18 protein-coding genes are annotated in these 17,931 nt (G+C 57.9%); 13 read left to right on the top strand and 5 right to left on the bottom strand.

The annotated features are described in order from the left end of the window. Nucleotides 1-155 precede the first annotated feature (155 nt). Genes hslO through HMPREF3142_RS16520 form a run of 4 tightly spaced genes read right to left on the bottom strand, consistent with a single transcriptional unit; the run spans nt 156 to nt 4,330 of the window. Nucleotides 156-1,040: an Hsp33 family molecular chaperone HslO gene (gene hslO, locus HMPREF3142_RS16535; RefSeq protein WP_008807007.1), complete on the bottom strand. Its 885-nt coding sequence runs from the start codon at nt 1,038-1,040 to the stop codon at nt 156-158. Between the two features lie 18 nt (nt 1,041-1,058). Then, nucleotides 1,059-1,460 carry a ribosome-associated heat shock protein Hsp15 gene (hslR, locus tag HMPREF3142_RS16530; RefSeq protein WP_008807008.1) on the bottom strand — a complete coding sequence of 134 codons (402 nt, stop codon included), beginning with the start codon at nt 1,458-1,460 and terminating at the stop codon, nt 1,059-1,061. After that, on the bottom strand, nt 1,457-2,140 hold the full coding sequence (gene yrfG / locus HMPREF3142_RS16525; protein ID WP_004181456.1) for a GMP/IMP nucleotidase: 684 nt from the start codon (nt 2,138-2,140) through the stop codon (nt 1,457-1,459). Before yrfG ends, hslR begins: the two co-directional genes overlap by 4 nt. A 60-nt stretch (nt 2,141-2,200) precedes the next feature. Further along, complete coding sequence (locus HMPREF3142_RS16520) at nt 2,201-4,330, bottom strand: intracellular growth attenuator family protein (protein ID WP_064323929.1); 2,130 nt, start codon at nt 4,328-4,330, stop codon at nt 2,201-2,203. A gap of 320 nt (nt 4,331-4,650) precedes the next feature. Between HMPREF3142_RS16520 and nudE the strand changes: the two genes are divergently transcribed. Then, nucleotides 4,651-5,211, top strand: a complete 561-nt coding sequence (gene nudE / locus HMPREF3142_RS16515; RefSeq protein WP_012967138.1) for an ADP compounds hydrolase NudE — start codon at nt 4,651-4,653, stop codon at nt 5,209-5,211. 53 nt (nt 5,212-5,264) lie between these two features. Here the strand turns inward: nudE and mrcA are convergent, their stop codons facing one another. Next, complete coding sequence (gene mrcA, locus HMPREF3142_RS16510; protein WP_008807011.1) at nt 5,265-7,823, bottom strand: peptidoglycan glycosyltransferase/peptidoglycan DD-transpeptidase MrcA; 2,559 nt, start codon at nt 7,821-7,823, stop codon at nt 5,265-5,267. Between the two features lie 118 nt (nt 7,824-7,941). On the opposite strand from mrcA, the gene HMPREF3142_RS16505 reads away from it, so the two are divergent. The 12 genes from HMPREF3142_RS16505 to trpS all read left to right on the top strand — a co-directional run bounded on the left by HMPREF3142_RS16505 (nt 7,942) and on the right by trpS (nt 17,892). Continuing rightward, a complete protein-coding gene (locus HMPREF3142_RS16505) occupies nt 7,942-8,742 on the top strand; it encodes a type IV pilus biogenesis protein PilM (protein WP_012967139.1) in 801 nt (266 codons plus the stop codon). Continuing rightward, complete coding sequence (locus tag HMPREF3142_RS16500) at nt 8,726-9,259, top strand: PilN domain-containing protein (RefSeq protein WP_012540413.1); 534 nt, start codon at nt 8,726-8,728, stop codon at nt 9,257-9,259. Before HMPREF3142_RS16505 ends, HMPREF3142_RS16500 begins: the two co-directional genes overlap by 17 nt. After that, entirely contained in the window at nt 9,249-9,677 is a 429-nt protein-coding gene (locus tag HMPREF3142_RS16495) for a HofO family protein (RefSeq protein WP_008807014.1), read from the top strand. Before HMPREF3142_RS16500 ends, HMPREF3142_RS16495 begins: the two co-directional genes overlap by 11 nt. Beyond that, a complete protein-coding gene (locus HMPREF3142_RS16490; protein ID WP_040968923.1) occupies nt 9,667-10,047 on the top strand; it encodes a HofP DNA utilization family protein in 381 nt (126 codons plus the stop codon). The genes HMPREF3142_RS16495 and HMPREF3142_RS16490 overlap by 11 nt, the downstream gene beginning before the upstream one ends. Then, nucleotides 9,983-11,224 (top strand): DNA uptake porin HofQ, encoded by a 1,242-nt coding sequence (hofQ, locus tag HMPREF3142_RS16485; RefSeq protein ID WP_070612232.1) that lies wholly within the window; start codon nt 9,983-9,985, stop codon nt 11,222-11,224. Before HMPREF3142_RS16490 ends, hofQ begins: the two co-directional genes overlap by 65 nt. A gap of 270 nt (nt 11,225-11,494) precedes the next feature. Next, nucleotides 11,495-12,016, top strand: a complete 522-nt coding sequence (gene aroK / locus HMPREF3142_RS16480; RefSeq protein ID WP_002920267.1) for a shikimate kinase AroK — start codon at nt 11,495-11,497, stop codon at nt 12,014-12,016. Between the two features lie 55 nt (nt 12,017-12,071). After that, nucleotides 12,072-13,166 (top strand): 3-dehydroquinate synthase, encoded by a 1,095-nt coding sequence (gene aroB, locus HMPREF3142_RS16475; protein WP_008807017.1) that lies wholly within the window; start codon nt 12,072-12,074, stop codon nt 13,164-13,166. 84 nt (nt 13,167-13,250) lie between these two features. Further along, entirely contained in the window at nt 13,251-14,540 is a 1,290-nt protein-coding gene (gene damX / locus HMPREF3142_RS16470; RefSeq protein WP_012967143.1) for a cell division protein DamX, read from the top strand. A gap of 78 nt (nt 14,541-14,618) precedes the next feature. After that, complete coding sequence (gene dam, locus HMPREF3142_RS16465) at nt 14,619-15,446, top strand: adenine-specific DNA-methyltransferase (protein WP_008807019.1); 828 nt, start codon at nt 14,619-14,621, stop codon at nt 15,444-15,446. 17 nt (nt 15,447-15,463) lie between these two features. Further along, nucleotides 15,464-16,141: a ribulose-phosphate 3-epimerase gene (gene rpe / locus HMPREF3142_RS16460; protein WP_004202179.1), complete on the top strand. Its 678-nt coding sequence runs from the start codon at nt 15,464-15,466 to the stop codon at nt 16,139-16,141. Next, the gene (gene gph, locus HMPREF3142_RS16455) at nt 16,134-16,895 is read left to right on the top strand and encodes a phosphoglycolate phosphatase (RefSeq protein WP_012540418.1); all 762 of its coding nucleotides are present in this window, start codon (nt 16,134-16,136) and stop codon (nt 16,893-16,895) included. The genes rpe and gph overlap by 8 nt, the downstream gene beginning before the upstream one ends. Further along, nucleotides 16,888-17,892 (top strand): tryptophan--tRNA ligase, encoded by a 1,005-nt coding sequence (gene trpS / locus HMPREF3142_RS16450; RefSeq protein WP_008807022.1) that lies wholly within the window; start codon nt 16,888-16,890, stop codon nt 17,890-17,892. The genes gph and trpS overlap by 8 nt, the downstream gene beginning before the upstream one ends. Nucleotides 17,893-17,931 lie beyond the last annotated feature (39 nt).

The raw sequence follows: 17,931 nt of genomic DNA, 5'->3' as shown, positions 1-17,931 counted from the left end.
ATTAAAAAAACTACTGAATTGTGAATGTAATCGCTTTCCTGGAATAAAATTACGTAACTCTTTCAGGGAAAATCGATTCAACTCGTGAATAAATAAAAGTCAGGCACAAGGCGACGAACAACATCGCCACCCTGTACCTGTGGAAGACGCGGGGATTAATGGACCTGTGGGTCGGCCGGAGAGGCGTTATTACGGATCTCGGCAATATCCATGGCATTGAAGATATAGTGGTTACCGCAGTAGTCGCAGTGCATATCAATCTCGCCTTCATCGGCGAGGATGCTATCTATCTCTTCATCCGGCAGGGTCTTCAGCGCGCCAGCGCAGCGTTCACGAGAACACGTACATTTGAACTCGACGCTCTGCGGCTCGTAGACCGTGACCTCTTCCTCATGGTACAGGCGCCACAGCACATCGTTCGCCGGCAGGGTGAACAGCTCTTCCGCCTTGATGGTCTCGGTGAGCGTCGCCAGGTGCTCGAAGTCGGTCGTCTGGGTATCCTGCGCCGGCATCACCTGCAGCAGCATCCCACCGGCCATCGGCTGACCTTCATGTTCCCCGGTGCGAATGATGAGGCGCGTCGGCAGCTGCTCTGAACGCTGGAAGTAATCTTCCAGGCAGGCGGCCAGCGTATCGCCTTCCAGACCGACCACACCCTGATAACGTTCACCCTCTTTCGGGGAGATGGTAATGACCAGATAGCCGTTGCCGACCATCGTTTTCAGATCCGCATCGTCCGCAATATCGCCCTGCACGCGCGCGACGCCGCGCAACTGCTGCTGGTTATTGCCGTTGATCACCGCCAGCTGTAAAGGGCCATCGCCCTGCAGCTGAACGGTAATATCACCAGCAAACTTCAGCGTCGCGGTCAGCAGGCTGGTGGCGACCAGCAGCTCCGCCAGCACCGTTTTCACCGGCTGTGGATAGGTGTGATTCGCCAGAATCTGTTCCAGGGTTTCCGACACCGTCACCAGCTCGCCGCGTACGGCATAGTTTTCAAACAGATAACGATGTAATTGATCGTGTTGAGTCATAATCATCTCTCTTTCTGGCGCGAGTTACTCACTCTCGCCGTGTTTAAATCTCATCAGGTCGCGGCGCTCTTTCTTGTCCGGACGTCTGTCAGGGTGCGGCATGGTCAGGGCGTTCATTTTGCGCGCCAGGGCCACTTTTTCACGCTTCTCGATACTTTCCGCCGTCTCTTCATACAGGGCGACGGCTTCACTTGCCGGGCGGCGCTGTTCGGTAATACCGACAATCCGTACCGTACGCTCGTCATTGCCCTGGCGCAGCGTCAGCATGGCGTCCAGCTCGACAATTTTCCCGGGTTTGCTGCGTTGTCCGTTGTAATGCACCTTGCCGCCTTCAATCATCTCCCGCGCCAGCGCGCGGGTCTTGTAAAAGCGGGCGGCCCAAAGCCATTTGTCCAGTCTGACGGTTTCGCTGGGCTTCTCTTTCATCGCCTCTCCTTCGGGGTAAGCGAAGGGATCAGTCGCCGGTAATCATTCAATCCTGGGTGGCGCAGATACTGCTTTTCCGCCAGCCCGGAGTCGGGATTGGTAATGCCCAGGCAGTAACGAATGCCAAATTCCCTCGCGGCATCCAGAATCGCCTCGCTGTCGTCGACAAACAGCGTTTTATGGGCCTCAAGGCCAGTCTCCTCCGCCACGGCGCGCCACAGGCGCTGATCCTCTTTCGGATAACCAAATGTGTGGGTGGAAAGTAATAAATCAAGGTGCGCATCCAGGCCGGTGTGTTTGAGCTTCACCGCCAGATTGTGGGGATGGGCATTGGTCAACAGAATGCGTCGCTTACCGCAGGCCTTGAGCGCATCAAGGAACGGCACCGTATCCTCGCGCAGCGTGGCGCGCGGACCCTGTTCGCTGGTCATCGCACAAATATCCAAACCCAGGCGCTCGCTCCAGTAATCCAGACAGTACCAGTTTAGCGTATGCTGCACGGCGTGATACTCCTGGCGCATGGCGTCTTTCGCCTCCTGCAGATTGAGGCCGCGGGCGGCTCCCCAGGTTTCAGGCACCAGCGTTTGCCAGAAATAGTTGTCGAAAGCGAGGTCCAGGAGCGTGCCGTCCATATCCAGCAGAACGGTATCGACCTCCTGCCAGGCGATATCAAAATGCATGATGACTCTCCAGCGAGCAGAAAATGGGCGACAGGGTATCATACCCTGTCGCCGGGAAAATTAATCTTGCGGGTCAGACGCGGGGAGCAGTACCGGGTTCAGGCAGCTTTCGTAATATTTCTGAATCTCTTCCATACGCTGGCGATGGCGTTGATAACGACGCAGCGCCTGTATGCCGTGGTAAGCCATGCATCCCAGCATCGACAACAGCAGCAGCGTAATGCCCAGATAGCGCCACAGTCCGCTGCGGTCGGGGATGCGGTGCAGATTGATATGCTGGGTGCCGTTGGCGTCGGTAAACAGATTGGTGACGATCCCTTCGGCGTGGAAAGGGGTATGCATGAGCATACCGGCCAGTCGCCGCAGCTCGCTCCACTGCTCATGTGCCGGATAATCATACAGGCTCACCGCCGGCCACGGCTGATTGACCAGCACGCTGCCTTCATCGCTGGCGATCAAGAAACCGCCGGGCGCCGGGCTGTTTAGCGCCTGCGCGGCTCGCGAAGTTTCACGCATTACAAAGGGGGCGGTGGAAGTGGTCACCAGATTCTCCAGCGACTCCGCGCTGACCGGGCGCAGCAGCACGTTCACGCCGTCCAGTTTTCCGGCGGTGGCGCGCTTGGTCAGCGCCTCCCAGTTACGGGTATTTCCGAGGTTGACCAGCGCATTCTTCAGGCGCAGGCAGTCATCCTTTGCCGAGCAGAGATCGTTGGTTTTCAGGACGATATCGCCGAAATCATCCAGCAGCACCATGCCTGATTTCTGAATCGCGGAGCGCAGCGCCGGGCTGACGCGGGAGTCATCGTCGGTTTCCGGGTGCAGCTGGCGCTGGACGGACTGCATCAGGGCGGTCGCTTTGCTGACAATATCAGACTCCGGCAGCGGCAGAGGAGGGGCGTCGTTCCATACAATCTGTGAACAATCGAAAGGCAGGAACGGCGAATCCTCTTTGGCCGACCAGCTACCCGGCGTGCGGATATTACACATCCCGGTGCCTGTCAGACGCAGCGTATCGCCAATGCGCACATGGGCTTTCGCCAGCTGGTCGACGGTAGTCGCTTCAATCGTCTGGGCGCCCTTCAACCACGACAGGGTGAACTTAAACGGCATATTTAGCGGTACGCTGACCCACAGCATGATCACCACTACCAGCGCGCCGGCGGCGATAATCGCGCTGCGCAGCCAGTACTGTAGCGGGAAGTTTTTCACTTCATCATGGAGCGACAGGTAGCGTCCCTGGCGGGCCACGTGACGGTTGAGATAGATATCAATATCGGTCTGCTGTCCCAGGTCCTGGGCGATCCATGGCTGCCAGTGGCGCGGATAGATAAGATCGATAATGCCCAGCGAGATATTATTGATATGTTCTTGATCGTTTTCGCCAAACAGTCCCCAGCGCTTGGGAACGCCACGCAGGCAGTGGATTTCGCGCAACGCGGCGCGGCGCGGCGGGGCATAGATCCCCCCCACGCCAGCGGCGAGAAGCAGTACCCCCGCGGCCACCAGCCAGGGGGTAAAAACGGCTGGCCCAATCAGGCTGAAATAAAAGAACAGAAAGGAGGCGACGATCAGGATCGCTTCGCGCAGCCCATCCGGCCGGTTGAGGGCGTGTTCTTCCCGACTTTCCCGACGGATCTGCCGTAGCTCTACCTGTTCGCTCTCTTCGCCGCGAATGGAGGCCTGGGTGGCCGATGCGCGTTCCAGGGCGTAGCTTTGCGCCTCCTGACGATAGTCGCTCAGGCTATGTCCGTTAAGGGTGATAACCAGCGGCAGGCTGTCGGTGGGGATCAGCTCAACGCTGTTTTCGTCGTTGATATGCTGTTCCCAGAACGGCGGCAGATGGACTTCCACCGAATCGAGAAAGTAGCGCCATTTATTCGGCGCGTCGGTAGTGATCCCGTAGCGAGTGATGGCTCGCGTCACCGCGTAGACCGTATCACTCTGTTCATTCAGCGCCAAAGCGACGGGCGCGGTCGTTGCGCCGGACGCCGGGACCTGCAGGGTGCGACTGAGCTCCGCAAGATACTTTTCGATAGCCTGACGCTCATCGGCAGGAAGCGGCCGCGTAGTGGCGTCGCTAAAGGCGTGCAGTAGAGGAAGGCGTCGGCGTCTGGCGTGAGACCGGTACCACCATCCGATGAGCAATACGCAGATTAGCAGAGCTGTAAGGAAAATCAGAAAGGTGCCCATGCCCATCCCATCATAGTTATTTTTTTCTTACGATATCGTCGGTGAACGTGAAGACTAACGTCAAGCTGCAGTGTTAGTGGCGCACCTGGTTACAGGGTAGTGAATATGTCATGCAGCAACGTATAAGCTTACCAAAAACGTTAATGCGCAGAAATCGGTAAATTCTCAAACAGAATTCAAGCTATTGACTTTTTTATCTTTATTACTTTCCCCTTTGCCGGTAAAAGGTTACAACTCTGTAAATAAGTAGCGATTTGGATTGCCGAAAGCGTGTTGCGTATCGCACAATGACTGCTTAATCACAGCATAGACCGATGACAATGAGCAAATCATTACAAAAACCCACCATTCTCAATGTTGAAACTGTCGCCCGTTCGCGCCTCTTTAATGTCGAAAGCGTCGATCTGGAATTCAGCAACGGTGTGCGTCGCGTTTATGAACGTATGCGGCCATCCACCCGTGAAGCGGTGATGATTGTGCCGATTGTTGATGATCACATTATTTTGATTCGCGAGTATGCCGTCGGCACGGAATCCTACGAGCTGGGTTTCTCCAAAGGGTTGATTGACCCGGGTGAAACCGTGGATGAAGCAGCGAATCGCGAGCTGAAAGAAGAGGTTGGCTTTGGCGCCAATAAGCTGACGTTTCTGAAGAAGCTCAGTATGGCCCCCTCTTACTTCTCCAGCAAAATGAATATCCTGGTGGCGGAAGACCTCTATCCTGAGTCACTGCCGGGCGATGAACCTGAGCCGCTGCCGCAGGTGCGCTGGCCGCTGGCGCAGCTGATGTCGCTGCTGGATGAAGAAGATTTTAACGAAGCCCGTAACGTCAGCGCGCTGTTTTTAGTGCGCGAGTGGCTGCTGGCTCAGGGCCGGCTCTGAGAGAAAGCGCGCCGTTAGCAGCAATAAAAAAGCGCCCGCAGGCGCTTTTTTTGTCAGAACAGTTCGTGGGTTTCACCACCGCCGTCAGTCAGGGTGGTGCCCACCTCATGGACCGCCTGCTGCGTGGGCTGGGTTCCTTCAATGAAGTATTCCGCGCGGCTGTTGCCCCCGTTAGCCAGCTGACCAGTGCTGCGGTCGATATTCACCGTGACGATCCCCGGCGGCGGGGTTAACGGCTCTTCCGGCACTCCTTCCAGCACGCTCTTCATAAAGCTGTCCCAGGCCGGCTGGGCACTTTTAGCACCCCCCTCATAACCGGAGATCTGATCTTTAATCGCCCCGGAGGCGGTGGTGCGGCCAAGATCGCGACGATGATCGTCAAAGCCGATCCATACCGAAGTCACTACACCTGGGCCGTAGCCTGAGAACCAGGCATCCTTCGAGCTGTTGGTGGTCCCGGTTTTCCCGCCGATGTCATGCCGCTGCAGATCGCGTCCGGCACGCCAGCCGGTTCCCATCCAGCCCGGTTCGCCAAAGATGTTGCTGTTCAGTGCGCTTTTTATCAGGAACGACAGCGGCGTGTTAATCACATGCGGCGCGTATTCCTGGGCGCCGCTCTGTGCAACCAGCGACTGGTTGGCCTGCTCCAGCTGCGGCTGTGGCGGCACGTTGCCGTTCTGCGGTTCCGTCGAGGTGGCGACATCTTCCACATCTTTATTTTCCAGCACGTTGGATTTTGGCGTATCACCGTAAATGACCGGTAAATCACACTGCGGGCAGGCGATTTTCGGACGTTCTTCGAAGAGAACGCCGCCCTGATCATTCTCAATCTTACTGATAAAGAACGGGTTGACCAGGAAGCCGCCGTTGGCCATCACCGAATATCCGCGGGCAACCTGCAGGGGCGTAAAGGAGGCGGAGCCCAGGGCCAGCGATTCTGTGTGGACAATGTTTTGCGCCGGGAAGCCAAAGCGCTGCAGATACTCGGCGGCATAGTCAACGCCCATGGCGCGCATAGCGCGCACCATCACCACGTTTTTCGACTGTCCAAGCCCCTGGCGTAAACGAATCGGACCGGCATACTGCGGCGGCGAGTTCTTCGGCCGCCAGTCGGATCCTGCGCCTGCGTCCCAGCGCGAGATCGGCACATCGTTGAGCATACTGGCCAGCGTTAAGCCTTTATCCATCGCGGCGGTATAGAGGAACGGCTTAATGTTGGAGCCGACCTGACGCAGCGCCTGAGTGGCGCGGTTGAACTTGCTCTGGTTAAAGTCAAACCCGCCGACGAGAGCAATAATCGCGCCGTTTTGCGGATTAATGGAGACCAGCGCTGAGTTGACGTCCGGGACCTGTGACAGCCACCAGCCGTCAGCCACTTTACGAACCCAGATCTGCTGCCCGGCCTGCAGGACGTCGTTGACTTTACGCGGGGTCGCCCCCTGCTGCGTATCCGAGATAAAGCGCCGGGCCCAGCGCACGCCGTCCATCGTCAGAGAAACCGAGTCGCCGTTAGCCAACAGCGCGACGGCCTCCTGGGCATTCGCGGAAGTGACCACCGCCGGGAAAAGCGGGCCGTAGCCAGACTGACGCTTCAGCGAGTCGATGATTTTCTTCGTCTCCCACGGCGTTTCACCGACTTTCCACAGCACGCTGGCCGGGCCGCGGTAGCCGTGACGCATATCGTAATCCAGCACGTTATTGCGTACCGCCTGCTGGGCTGCCTGCTGATTCTTGCGAGTAATGGTGGTGTAAACCCGGTAGCCATCTTCATAGGCCTGCTCGCCGTAGCGATTCACCATCTCCTGGCGCACCATTTCGCTCAGGTAAGGGGCGGAGAAAGCGATTTTCGGCGCGTGATAGCTGGCGTCGATCGCTTCGCTGCGCGCCTCATCATATTGCGCCTGGGTGATGTACCCCTCGCTCAACATACGCGACAGCACCACGTTGCGACGGGCGGTCGCGCGATCCATGGAATAGAGTGGGTTAAAGGTAGAAGGCGCTTTCGGCAGACCGGCAATCACCGCCATCTCACTCAGGGTCAACTGGTCGATAGGTTTGCCAAAATAGACCTGCGCCGCGGCGCCGACGCCATAGGCGCGGTAGCCGAGGTAGATCTTGTTCAGATACAGCTCAAGGATTTCATCTTTGTTCAGCAACTGCTCGATGCGGATAGCCAGAAAGGCCTCTTTAATCTTACGCATCAACGTCTTCTCGGGGCTGAGGAAGAAGTTACGTGCTAACTGCTGGGTGATGGTGCTGGCGCCCTGGGAGGCATGGCCTGAAAACATCGCCACGCTGGCGGCGCGGAAAATACCCACCGGATCGACGCCGTGATGCTCATAGAAACGGCTGTCTTCAGTGGCGATAAACGCTTTCACCAGCTCGGGGGGAATTTGCTGCAGCGTCACAGGGATTCGGCGTTTTTCGCCATATTGCGCAATAAGCTCACCGTCGGCGCTATAGACCTGCATCGGGATCTGCAAACGCACATCCTTCAGGGTTGCGACGTCGGGGAGTTGCGGCTCTATGTATTTGTAGAGGCCAAAAATCGAGCCTGCTCCCAGCAGTACGCAACAGACTGCAAGGATCAATAGATACTTTACGAACTTCACCGGTGTTTTCCCATTTAGTTTTATTTGGGCAGTTTATAAACAAACGCGCGGTAGTATAAAGGCAAGCCAGGTGCATTGATATAGCCGGACAGTTTTGCCGGATAAGGAGATCGTAAGCATGGCTTTCAGAAACTGGCGGATCGGGATGCATATCCAGCAGGATAGCATCGCCATTGTCGCGCTATTGCATGAACGCTCACACTGGGCGCTGCGCCGCTGGTGGCGTATTCCGCTGCCGCCAGGCCTGGTACGGCAGGGGATGGTGGTGGACGTCAGCGCCCTTGGCGCACAGCTTAGCGCCTGGCGGCGGGAGCTACCGGTGCAGCATCAGGTCAGTATCGCTTTCCCCGCCGTTCGCACGCTGCAAAAGCGCCTGCCTTATCCCCAGTTCGCCCTGCGGGATCGTGAACAGGCGACGTGGATAGCCAGCGCGATGACCCAGCAACTGGCGATGCCCGCCGCCTCCTTAAGCATTGATTATGCTCCCACCTCGCGGGATGACGGTTGGCAGGTCACGGCGGCGCAGCGGCTGGACATCAATGTCCTGCGGGCGCTGGCAGGACGGCTACGACTGCGGGTAGCGGCCATCGTGCCGGATGCCAGCGCGCTCGGCGCGTTTGTCCCCTTGCTGAACCCGCAGTCGCAGGGCCTCGCGTGGCGGGATGAAAATCACTGGCTATGGGCGACGCAGGAGGCCTGGGGTTGTGTCACCTGCGATGAGGTGAAGTCGTTAAGCCAGCTGGCGGAGCAGCTTCAGGTTCCTTTGCGTCTGTGCGCTGACGCTGGCGACGAGGCCAGCAACTTAGATGTCTGGCAGGTCATTCACCGCCGGCAGCCTCCTCTGCCGGTCGATGGCGATCGCTACGCTATCGCCCTTGGGCTGGCGCTGGGGAGTGAACACCATGACGCATGCCGTTAATCTTCTCCCCTGGCGCGACCTGCGGCGGCGCCAGCGCCTGCGCTTCATCCTGCTGATTGCTACCGGCATTATGCTGCTGGGATTGATGATCCTGCAGGTATGTCGCACGGTCCGTCTGCAGCATCTCGCCCTGGCGACACTCCACGCGACGGCCGACGCGCAGTTGCTCGCCTCGCTTAAACAGCGCGAGCTTCCAATGCGCGAGGCGTGGCAGCAGCACCAGCGTCATCGTCAACAGCAACGGCGTAGAGCGGCGATCGCCGCCTGGCAACCCAGGCTGCTGGCGCTGGCGGCAGATCTGCCCGCGCAGGCGTGGCTGACGCGGCTGGATTACCAGGGCGCGGTTCTGACCGTGAATGGCCTGGCCCTCAACCTTCAGGCGCTGGCCGGACTGGAGCGCATTCTGACCAATGTGGCGGGATTCGCGCCGGCAAAAGCGGGCGGAACGCAGCGCGACGCCGAGGGACGCTGGCAGTTCAGTTTTACCCTTGCAGAAGAGCGTGCCGATGTGGATTAGCAGCCGGCGCAGCCAGGCGGTGCTGCTGACCCTGCTCGCGATGGGGGGGCTGGGCTTCGGCGTTACGCTCTGGTGCGCTGCCGGGCCGCCGCTGGCGGCAGTGTCCCGCGACCCCGTCCTGCAAACGCAGTGGCGCCGGGTGATGGCATTGCGCATGCCTGCCGGTGAAACACCCGGAGGGCGCATCGACAAGCAGCCGTTTTCGCCGATAGCCATTCCGCTTGCCGGGGTGAAGCTTATCGCCTGGCGACCTCAGGGAAGCGGGGGCGAGATGGAGCTGACCCTGCCCTGGCAGACGCTGCCCGCGTTTTTTTCCTGGCTGGCGCGCTGCGGGATGAACCCGCGATCGTTCTCGCTGGAGCGTGAGGCGCAGGTGCTCCGCCTGCGTTTGCAACTGGAGGCGGAAGATGGGACGTAAACGCTGGGCTTTACTGTGGCTGCCGCTGTCGCTGCTGGCGGCCGAGCGCGATCCTTTTCAGCCGGTAGAGGATCCCTGCCGCACGGCGCAGTTATCACAATGGCGCTATGGCGGCGCGGCCGGGGATGGCGCAGGCTGGACGGGGTTTCTGCAGGACGGGAGCGGCAAATGGCGGCGGGTGCGCATGGATGATCAATTGCCCACGGGCTGGCGGGTGAGCCGGCTGACGACCGGCGAGCTGGAGATCGTCACGCCTGCGGGGTGTGAACCGCCAGCGTGGCGCTGGCAACGTGAAGGGAAACAATATGATGCGATGGATAAGCCTACTGCTTCTGCTGCTGCCGCTGGCGGCGGGCGCCGCCCGAAATGAAAAGACAATTTCGCTGGTGGTTGATGACGCGCCGGTGGCTCATGTGCTGCAAGCACTGGCCGAAATGAACCACAAGAACCTTGTTGTGGCGCCGGACGTTAGCGGTACGCTCTCCCTGCATCTGCAAACGGTCCCCTGGACCCAGGCGCTGCGGGCGGTGGCGGATAGCGCAGGCCTCTCTTTGCAACAGCAGGGGACGGTCATCTACGCGCATACCCAGGCCTGGCAAAAGGCGAATCAGGCGCAGCGTGAAGCGGAACAGGAGAAACGCCTGCAGAACCTGCCCCTGCAGGCCGAGAACGTGACCCTGCACTATGCCGATGCCGAGGAGCTGGCTAAAACGGGCGGTAAGTTGCTTAGCGCCAGGGGGCACCTGATGGCGGACAAACGGACCAACCGGCTGCTGATCCGCGATGATGCCCGGCATCTGCCGGCATTGAAAGACTGGGCGCAGGAGATGGATCTGCCCGTCGGACAGGTGGAGTTGGCCGCTCATATCGTGTCGATGAGCGAAACCAGTCTTCGCGAGCTGGGGGTGAAGTGGCGGCTGGCGGAGGCCGGAGGCTCGCCGGGATCAGGACAAATCACCACCCTGAGCAGCGATGTGTCGGTGAACGATGCCAGCACCCGTGCGGGGTTTAACATCGGCAAGATTAACGGTCGCTTACTCGAACTGGAACTTTCCGCGCTGGAGCGCAAGCAGCAGGTCGATATTATCGCCAGCCCTCGTTTGCTGGCCTCGCATATGCAGCCCGCCAGCATCAAGCAGGGGAGCGAGATCCCCTATCAGGTTTCCAGCGGTGAAAGCGGCGCCACGTCGGTGGAGTTTAAAGAGGCCGTGCTGGGCATGGAGGTGACGCCGACGGTGCTGCAGCAGGGGAGAGTGCGGCTGAAGCTGAGGATCAGCGAAAATACGCCGGGTCAGGTGCTGAAGCAGGATAATGGCGAGGCGCTGGCCATCGATAAACAAGAGATAGAGACCCTGGTGGAAGTTCGCAGCGGCGAGACGTTAGCGTTGGGCGGCATCTTTTCGCAGAAAAACAAAACCGCCCGTGACAGCGTCCCGCTGCTTGGCGATATCCCGGTGCTGGGGCGTCTGTTTCGTCGCGACGGGAAAGATAATGAACGCCGTGAACTGGTTGTCTTTATTACGCCACGGATTCTGGCGGTACGTTAAGCAGGTTTTTCATGCTAAACACGTTTCAGGTGTTTGACGTGAGGACGGATTTAGCATACAAGGGGTACCGATTTGAGAGTCGGGTACGACATCAATCCTCCCTTTATTGTCCGGCGATTTTATTCAGTTGCCAAACCAGCCGGAGTATTGAGATAATTTTTAGTCTGACTCTCGCTCTATTGCATATGAGGTTTCAGTTCATGCCCTGCGGCGCTGGGTGTCTGCGAAGCGGGTTTATCATTAACGAATAGTCTTAGTAGTACCGAAAAAATGGCAGAGAAACGCAATATCTTTCTGGTTGGGCCTATGGGTGCCGGCAAAAGCACTATTGGGCGCCAGTTAGCCCAACAGCTCAACATGGAATTTTACGATTCCGATCAAGAAATTGAGAAACGCACTGGCGCTGATGTGGGCTGGGTCTTCGATGTTGAAGGCGAAGAAGGCTTCCGCGACCGTGAAGAAAAAATTATCAATGAGTTGACGGAAAAACAGGGGATTGTGCTGGCGACTGGCGGCGGCTCTGTAAAATCCCGTGAAACGCGTAACCGTCTCTCCGCCCGCGGCGTGGTGGTCTACCTGGAAACGACAATCGAGAAGCAGTTGGCCCGTACGCAGCGCGATAAAAAGCGTCCTTTGCTACAAGTCGATGCGCCGCCTCGTGAAGTGCTGGAAGCGCTGGCTGACGAGCGTAACCCGCTGTATGAAGAGATCGCCGATGTGACTATCCGCACAGACGATCAGAGTGCGAAAGTCGTCGCGAACCAGATTATTCATATGCTGGAAAGCAATTGATTCTGGCTTAATAAAAGTGCGTCAGAGTAAAAGTCACTGAGGTGGACGTCGCGTTATGGAGAGGCTTACTGTTACCCTCGGGGAACGTAGTTACCCGATTACCATCGCGGCTGGTTTGTTTAACGATCCAGCTTCCTTCCTGCCACTCAAGTCGGGCGACCAGGCTATGCTGGTCACCAACGAAACGCTGGCGCCGCTTTATCTGGATACCGTCCGCTCTGTGCTGGAGCAGGCAGGGGTCAACGTTGACAGCGTGATCCTGCCCGATGGCGAGCAGTATAAAAGCCTGGCGGTGATGGATACTGTTTTTACCGCGCTGTTGCAAAAACCGCATGGCCGCGACACCACGCTGGTGGCGCTTGGCGGTGGCGTAATTGGTGATTTAACCGGTTTCGCCGCGGCAAGCTATCAGCGCGGGGTGCGTTTTATCCAGGTCCCTACCACTCTGCTGTCACAGGTCGATTCGTCGGTCGGCGGCAAAACCGCAGTGAACCATCCTCTCGGCAAAAATATGATTGGCGCCTTCTGGCAGCCGGTTTCGGTGGTGGTTGATCTTAACTGTCTGAAGACCCTCCCGGCGCGTGAACTCGCTTCCGGACTGGCTGAGGTCATCAAGTACGGTGTGATCCTCGACGGCGAATTCTTCAGCTGGCTGGAAAACAACATTGATGCGCTGCTGGCGCTGGATGAAAAAGCGATGGCGTACTGTATTCGCCGTTGCTGTGAGCTGAAAGCGGAAGTTGTGGCTGCCGACGAGCGTGAAACCGGGTTACGTGCTTTACTCAATCTTGGACATACCTTCGGCCATGCTATCGAGGCGGAAATGGGCTACGGTAACTGGCTGCACGGCGAAGCGGTGGCGGCAGGTATGGTGATGGCGGCGCATACGTCCGAACGGCTGGGGCAGTTCCGCGCGCAGGATACACAGCGCATTATCGATCTGCTCAAGCGTGCAGGCTTACCGGTACGCGGCCCGCAGGAGATGAGTGCGCAGGCGTATTTGCCCCATATGATGCGCGATAAAAAAGTACTGGCGGGCGACATGCGGCTGGTGCTCCCGCTCGCAATAGGAAGCAGCGAGCTGCGCGGCGGAGTGCCGCATGATGTGGTTCTTGGCGCGATTGCTGATACTCAGCAGGCGCAACAATAAGAAGGTCTGGCCGCGTTCGCGCGGCGTTATCATTTCGGGTGATGTGCAATAATCGTGAGCATAAGCCTTTTAGTGGGGTGTTAAATGGATGATTTCAAACCAGAAGACGATATGAAAGCCGATCGCAACGATCGTCGTGCTGGTCGTTCCCGTCAGTCTTCCGAGCGTGATGCCGATCCGCAGATCAATTTTGACGACGTCGATCTTGATGCCGATGAAGGCCGTCCGACGCGCGCCGGTAAGGCCCGTCGCGAGCGTGAAGAGGAAGAGTTCGAAGAAGAACTGGATGCGGAAGACGAGGAACTGCTCGAAGAGCAGCCTGTAGAGCGTCGTCCGCGCAAGCGTAAAAAAGCGCCGGCCAAACCTGCCTCCCGTCAGTACATCATGATGGGCGTGGGGATTCTGGTGCTGCTGCTGTTAATCGTGGGTATTGGTTCTGCGCTGAAATCGCCATCCTCGTCCAGCCAGCAGACCGCTTCCGGCGAGAAGAGCATTAATTTGTCTGACGATCAGTCCACCAGCACGCCTGCTGCCGGTCAGGATCAGACTGCTGCGGCCAACACCACCCCACAGCAGGACGTAACGGTTCCGCCTATTGCCGCGAACCCGACGCAGGGCCAGGCAGTATCAGAGCCGCAGGGCCAGCAGCGTATTGAAGTTCAGGGCGATCTGAACAATGCGCTGACCCAGCAGCAGGGCCAGCTGGACGGCGCCGTGGCTAACTCGACGCTGCCAACTGAACCGGCAACCGTCGCGCCGATCCGTAATGGCGCCAATAGCACTGCGGCGCCGCGCCAGGCGACCGAGCGTCAGACGGCTGCAACGCCGCGTCCGGCAGAGCGTAAGCACACCGTTATCGAAGCGAAGCCGCAGACGAAGCCTCAGGCCGTGGCAAAAGCGCCGGTAGAAACGAAGCCGGTTCAGCCGAAGCATGTTGAAAGCGCGGCGACTACCGCCCCGGCGAAAACCACCGTAACCGAAAGCAAACCGGTGGCAACAGCGCAGAGCAAACCGGTAGCAACAGCGTCCACCACCACTGCCGCGCCAGCCGCAACGGCAGCGCCAGCCGCGAAGAGCGGTAAAACGGCAGGTGACGTGAGCTCAATGAAATCTGCGCCGTCGGGTAACTATACCCTGCAGCTCAGCAGCTCCTCTAACTACGACAACCTGAACAACTGGGCGAAGAAAGAGAAGCTGGATAGATATGTTGTCTATGAAACGTCGCGTAACGGCCAACCGTGGTACGTGCTGGTGAGCGGTATCTATGCTTCGAAAGAAGAAGCGAAACGCGCTGTCACCTCGCTGCCAGCGGACGTGCAGGCGAAAAATCCATGGGCAAAACCACTGCATCAGGTACAGGCTGACCTGAAATAATGCCGTGGGGTAGTCTTAAGCGCAGGATGCTGTCGGAGCTTTCTCCACAGCCGGAGAACGTGTAATTAGTTAGGCAGCATGAAAAAGAATCGCGCTTTTCTGAAGTGGGCAGGGGGGAAGTACCCCCTGCTTGACGATATTAAAAAGCATTTGCCGGAAGGCGAGTGCTTAATCGAGCCCTTTGTGGGCGCCGGGTCGGTATTTCTCAATACCGACTTTTCTCGTTATATCCTCGCGGATATCAACAGTGACTTAATTGGCCTGTACAACATCGTTAAATTGCGTACCGACGAATACGTCGCCGCTGCGCGTGAGATGTTTGTCCCGGAAAACAACGTCGCTGAGCGCTACTACCAGTATCGTGATGAATTCAACCAAAGCCAGGATCCGCTGCGTCGCGCGGTGCTGTTCCTGTATCTGAATCGCCACGGCTACAACGGCCTGTGTCGCTACAATCTGCGCGGCGAGTTTAATGTGCCGTTTGGCCGCTATAAAAAGCCCTATTTCCCCGAGGCAGAGCTCTATCATTTCGCCGAGAAAGCACAAAACGCCGAGTTTTACTGCGAATCGTATGAAGAGTGCATGCAACGTGCAGATAGCCGCGCGGTGGTATATTGCGATCCACCCTATGCGCCGCTGACGGCGACGGCGAACTTTACCGCCTACCACACCAACAGCTTCAATCTGGAACAACAGGTACTGCTGGCGCAAAAGGCGGAATCGCTGATGAAAAAGCGGATCCCGGTGCTGATTTCCAACCACCGCACACCGTTGACGCAGGAATGGTATAAAAACGCGGCAGAAACACATATTGTGAAGGTTCGGCGCAGCATCAGCAGCAACGGTGGTACGCGTAAAAAGGTGGATGAGCTGTTAGCGCTCTACCGTCCGCCTAAGACCAAATAAATTTCAAGGAGATGCGGATGAAGCAGTATTTGATTGCCCCTTCGATTCTGTCAGCTGATTTTGCCCGTCTGGGTGAGGATACCGCGAAGGCGCTGGCGGCGGGTGCGGATGTCGTGCACTTCGACGTCATGGACAACCACTACGTGCCGAATCTGACGATTGGCCCGATGGTGCTGAAGTCGCTGCGCAATTACGGTATTACCGCGCCAATCGACGTCCACCTGATGGTGAAGCCGGTCGACCGCATCATTCCTGATTTTGCCGAAGCCGGCGCCAGCATCATCACCTTCCATCCTGAAGCCTCCGAACACGTCGATCGCAGCCTGCAGCTGATTAAAGAGCACGGCTGTAAAGCGGGCCTGGTGTTTAACCCGGCGACGCCCCTGAGCTACCTCGATTACGTGATGGATAAGCTGGACGTGATCCTGCTGATGTCGGTTAACCCGGGCTTTGGCGGCCAGTCCTTTATTCCCCAGACGCTGGATAAACTGCGTGAAGTACGCCAGCGCATCGATGCTTCTGGCTACGATATTCGCCTGGAAGTGGATGGCGGCGTGAAAGCCAGCAATATTGGCGAAATCGCCGCGGCGGGTGCGGATATGTTTGTTGCCGGTTCGGCGATCTTCGGTCAGCCGGACTACAAGAAAGTGATTGATCAAATGCGTAGTGAATTAGCGAAGGTGAGTCATGGATAAATTACAGGCGATCCGCGGCATCGCGTTTGATCTCGACGGTACGCTGGTGGACAGTGCGCCGGGTCTAACCTCGGCGGTTGATAACGCCCTCTACGCCCTGGAGTTGCCGGTGGCGGGAGAAGAACGCGTTGTCACCTGGATCGGCAACGGCGCCGATGTCCTGATGGAGCGGGCGCTGACCTGGGCTCGTCAGGAGCGTGCGACGTTACGGGCGGCGATGGGTAAGCCTTCCGTCGACGATCATGATATTCCGCAAGACGAACAGCTGCGCATTTTGCGTAAACTGTTTGACCGCTATTACGCCGAAACGGCGGAAGAGGGTAGCTTCCTGTTCCCGGCGGTGGCCGATACGCTCGGCGCGCTGCATGCCAAAGGCCTGCCGCTGGCGCTGGTCACCAATAAGCCGACGCCGTTTGTCGCCCCGCTGCTGGACGCGCTCGATATCGCGAAATATTTTACCGTGGTGATTGGCGGCGATGACGTGCAGAACAAAAAGCCGCATCCGGAACCGCTGCTGCTGGTAGCGGAAAAGCTCTCTCTGGCTCCTGCCGAGCTGCTGTTCGTCGGCGATTCGCGCAATGATATTCAGGCGGCCAAAGCGGCAGGCTGCTGCTCTGTCGGCCTGACCTACGGTTATAACTATGGCGAACCGCTTGCGCTGAGCGAGCCGGACTATCTCTTCGACCAGTTTAATGAACTCTTACCCGCTCTCGGGTTACCGCACAGTGAAACTCAGGAATTGAAACATGACTAAGCCCATCGTTTTTAGTGGCGCACAGCCCTCAGGTGAACTGACCATTGGCAACTACATGGGTGCGCTGCGTCAGTGGGTAAACATGCAGGACGATTACCACTGCATCTATTGCATCGTGGACCAACACGCCATTACCGTGCGCCAGGATCCGCAGCAGCTGCGCAAGGCGACCCTGGATACCCTGGCGCTGTATCTGGCCTGCGGCATCGATCCGCAGAAAAGCACTATCTTCGTTCAGTCGCACGTGCCGGAACACGCCCAGTTAGGCTGGGCGCTGAACTGCTACACCTATTTCGGCGAACTGAGCCGCATGACCCAGTTTAAAGACAAGTCCGCGCGCTACGCGGAGAACATCAACGCCGGTCTGTTTGATTACCCGGTACTGATGGCCGCTGACATTCTGCTGTATCAGACCAACCAGGTTCCGGTAGGGGAAGATCAGAAACAGCACCTGGAGCTGAGCCGCGATATCGCCCAGCGTTTTAACGCCATCTATGGCGATGTCTTTAAAGTGCCTGAGCCGTTTATTCCGAAGTCCGGCGCACGCGTGATGTCGCTGCTGGAGCCGACCAGAAAGATGTCCAAGTCCGACGACAACCGCAACAACGTCATCGGCCTGCTGGAAGATCCGAAATCGGTGGTCAAGAAGATCAAACGCGCGGTGACCGACTCCGACGAGCCGCCGGTGGTACGCTACGACCTGAAAGAAAAAGCGGGTGTCTCCAACCTGCTGGATATCCTCTCCGCGGTCACCGGGAAAACCATTCCTGAGCTGGAGCAGCATTTTGAAGGCAAAATGTATGGCCACCTGAAAGGTGAAGTCGCTGAAGCGGTGTCGGGTATGCTGACCGAGCTGCAGGAGCGCTATCATCGTTTCCGTAACGACGAAGCGTTTCTCAACCAGGTAATGAAAGACGGCGCAGAGAAAGCCAGCGCGCGCGCTTCTCAGACCCTGAAAGCGGTATACGAAGCGATTGGTTTTGTCGCCAGGCCGTAAGCGACGCAACAGCTAAAAAGGCGGGATATTATCCCGCTT

Origin of the sequence: Klebsiella sp. HMSC16C06 (assembly GCF_001808325.1) — a bacterium.
Taxonomy (GTDB): Bacteria; Pseudomonadota; Gammaproteobacteria; order Enterobacterales; family Enterobacteriaceae; genus Klebsiella; species Klebsiella variicola.
Note: the sequence above shows the minus strand (reverse complement) of the source record. Positions and strands in the feature narration are given on the sequence as shown.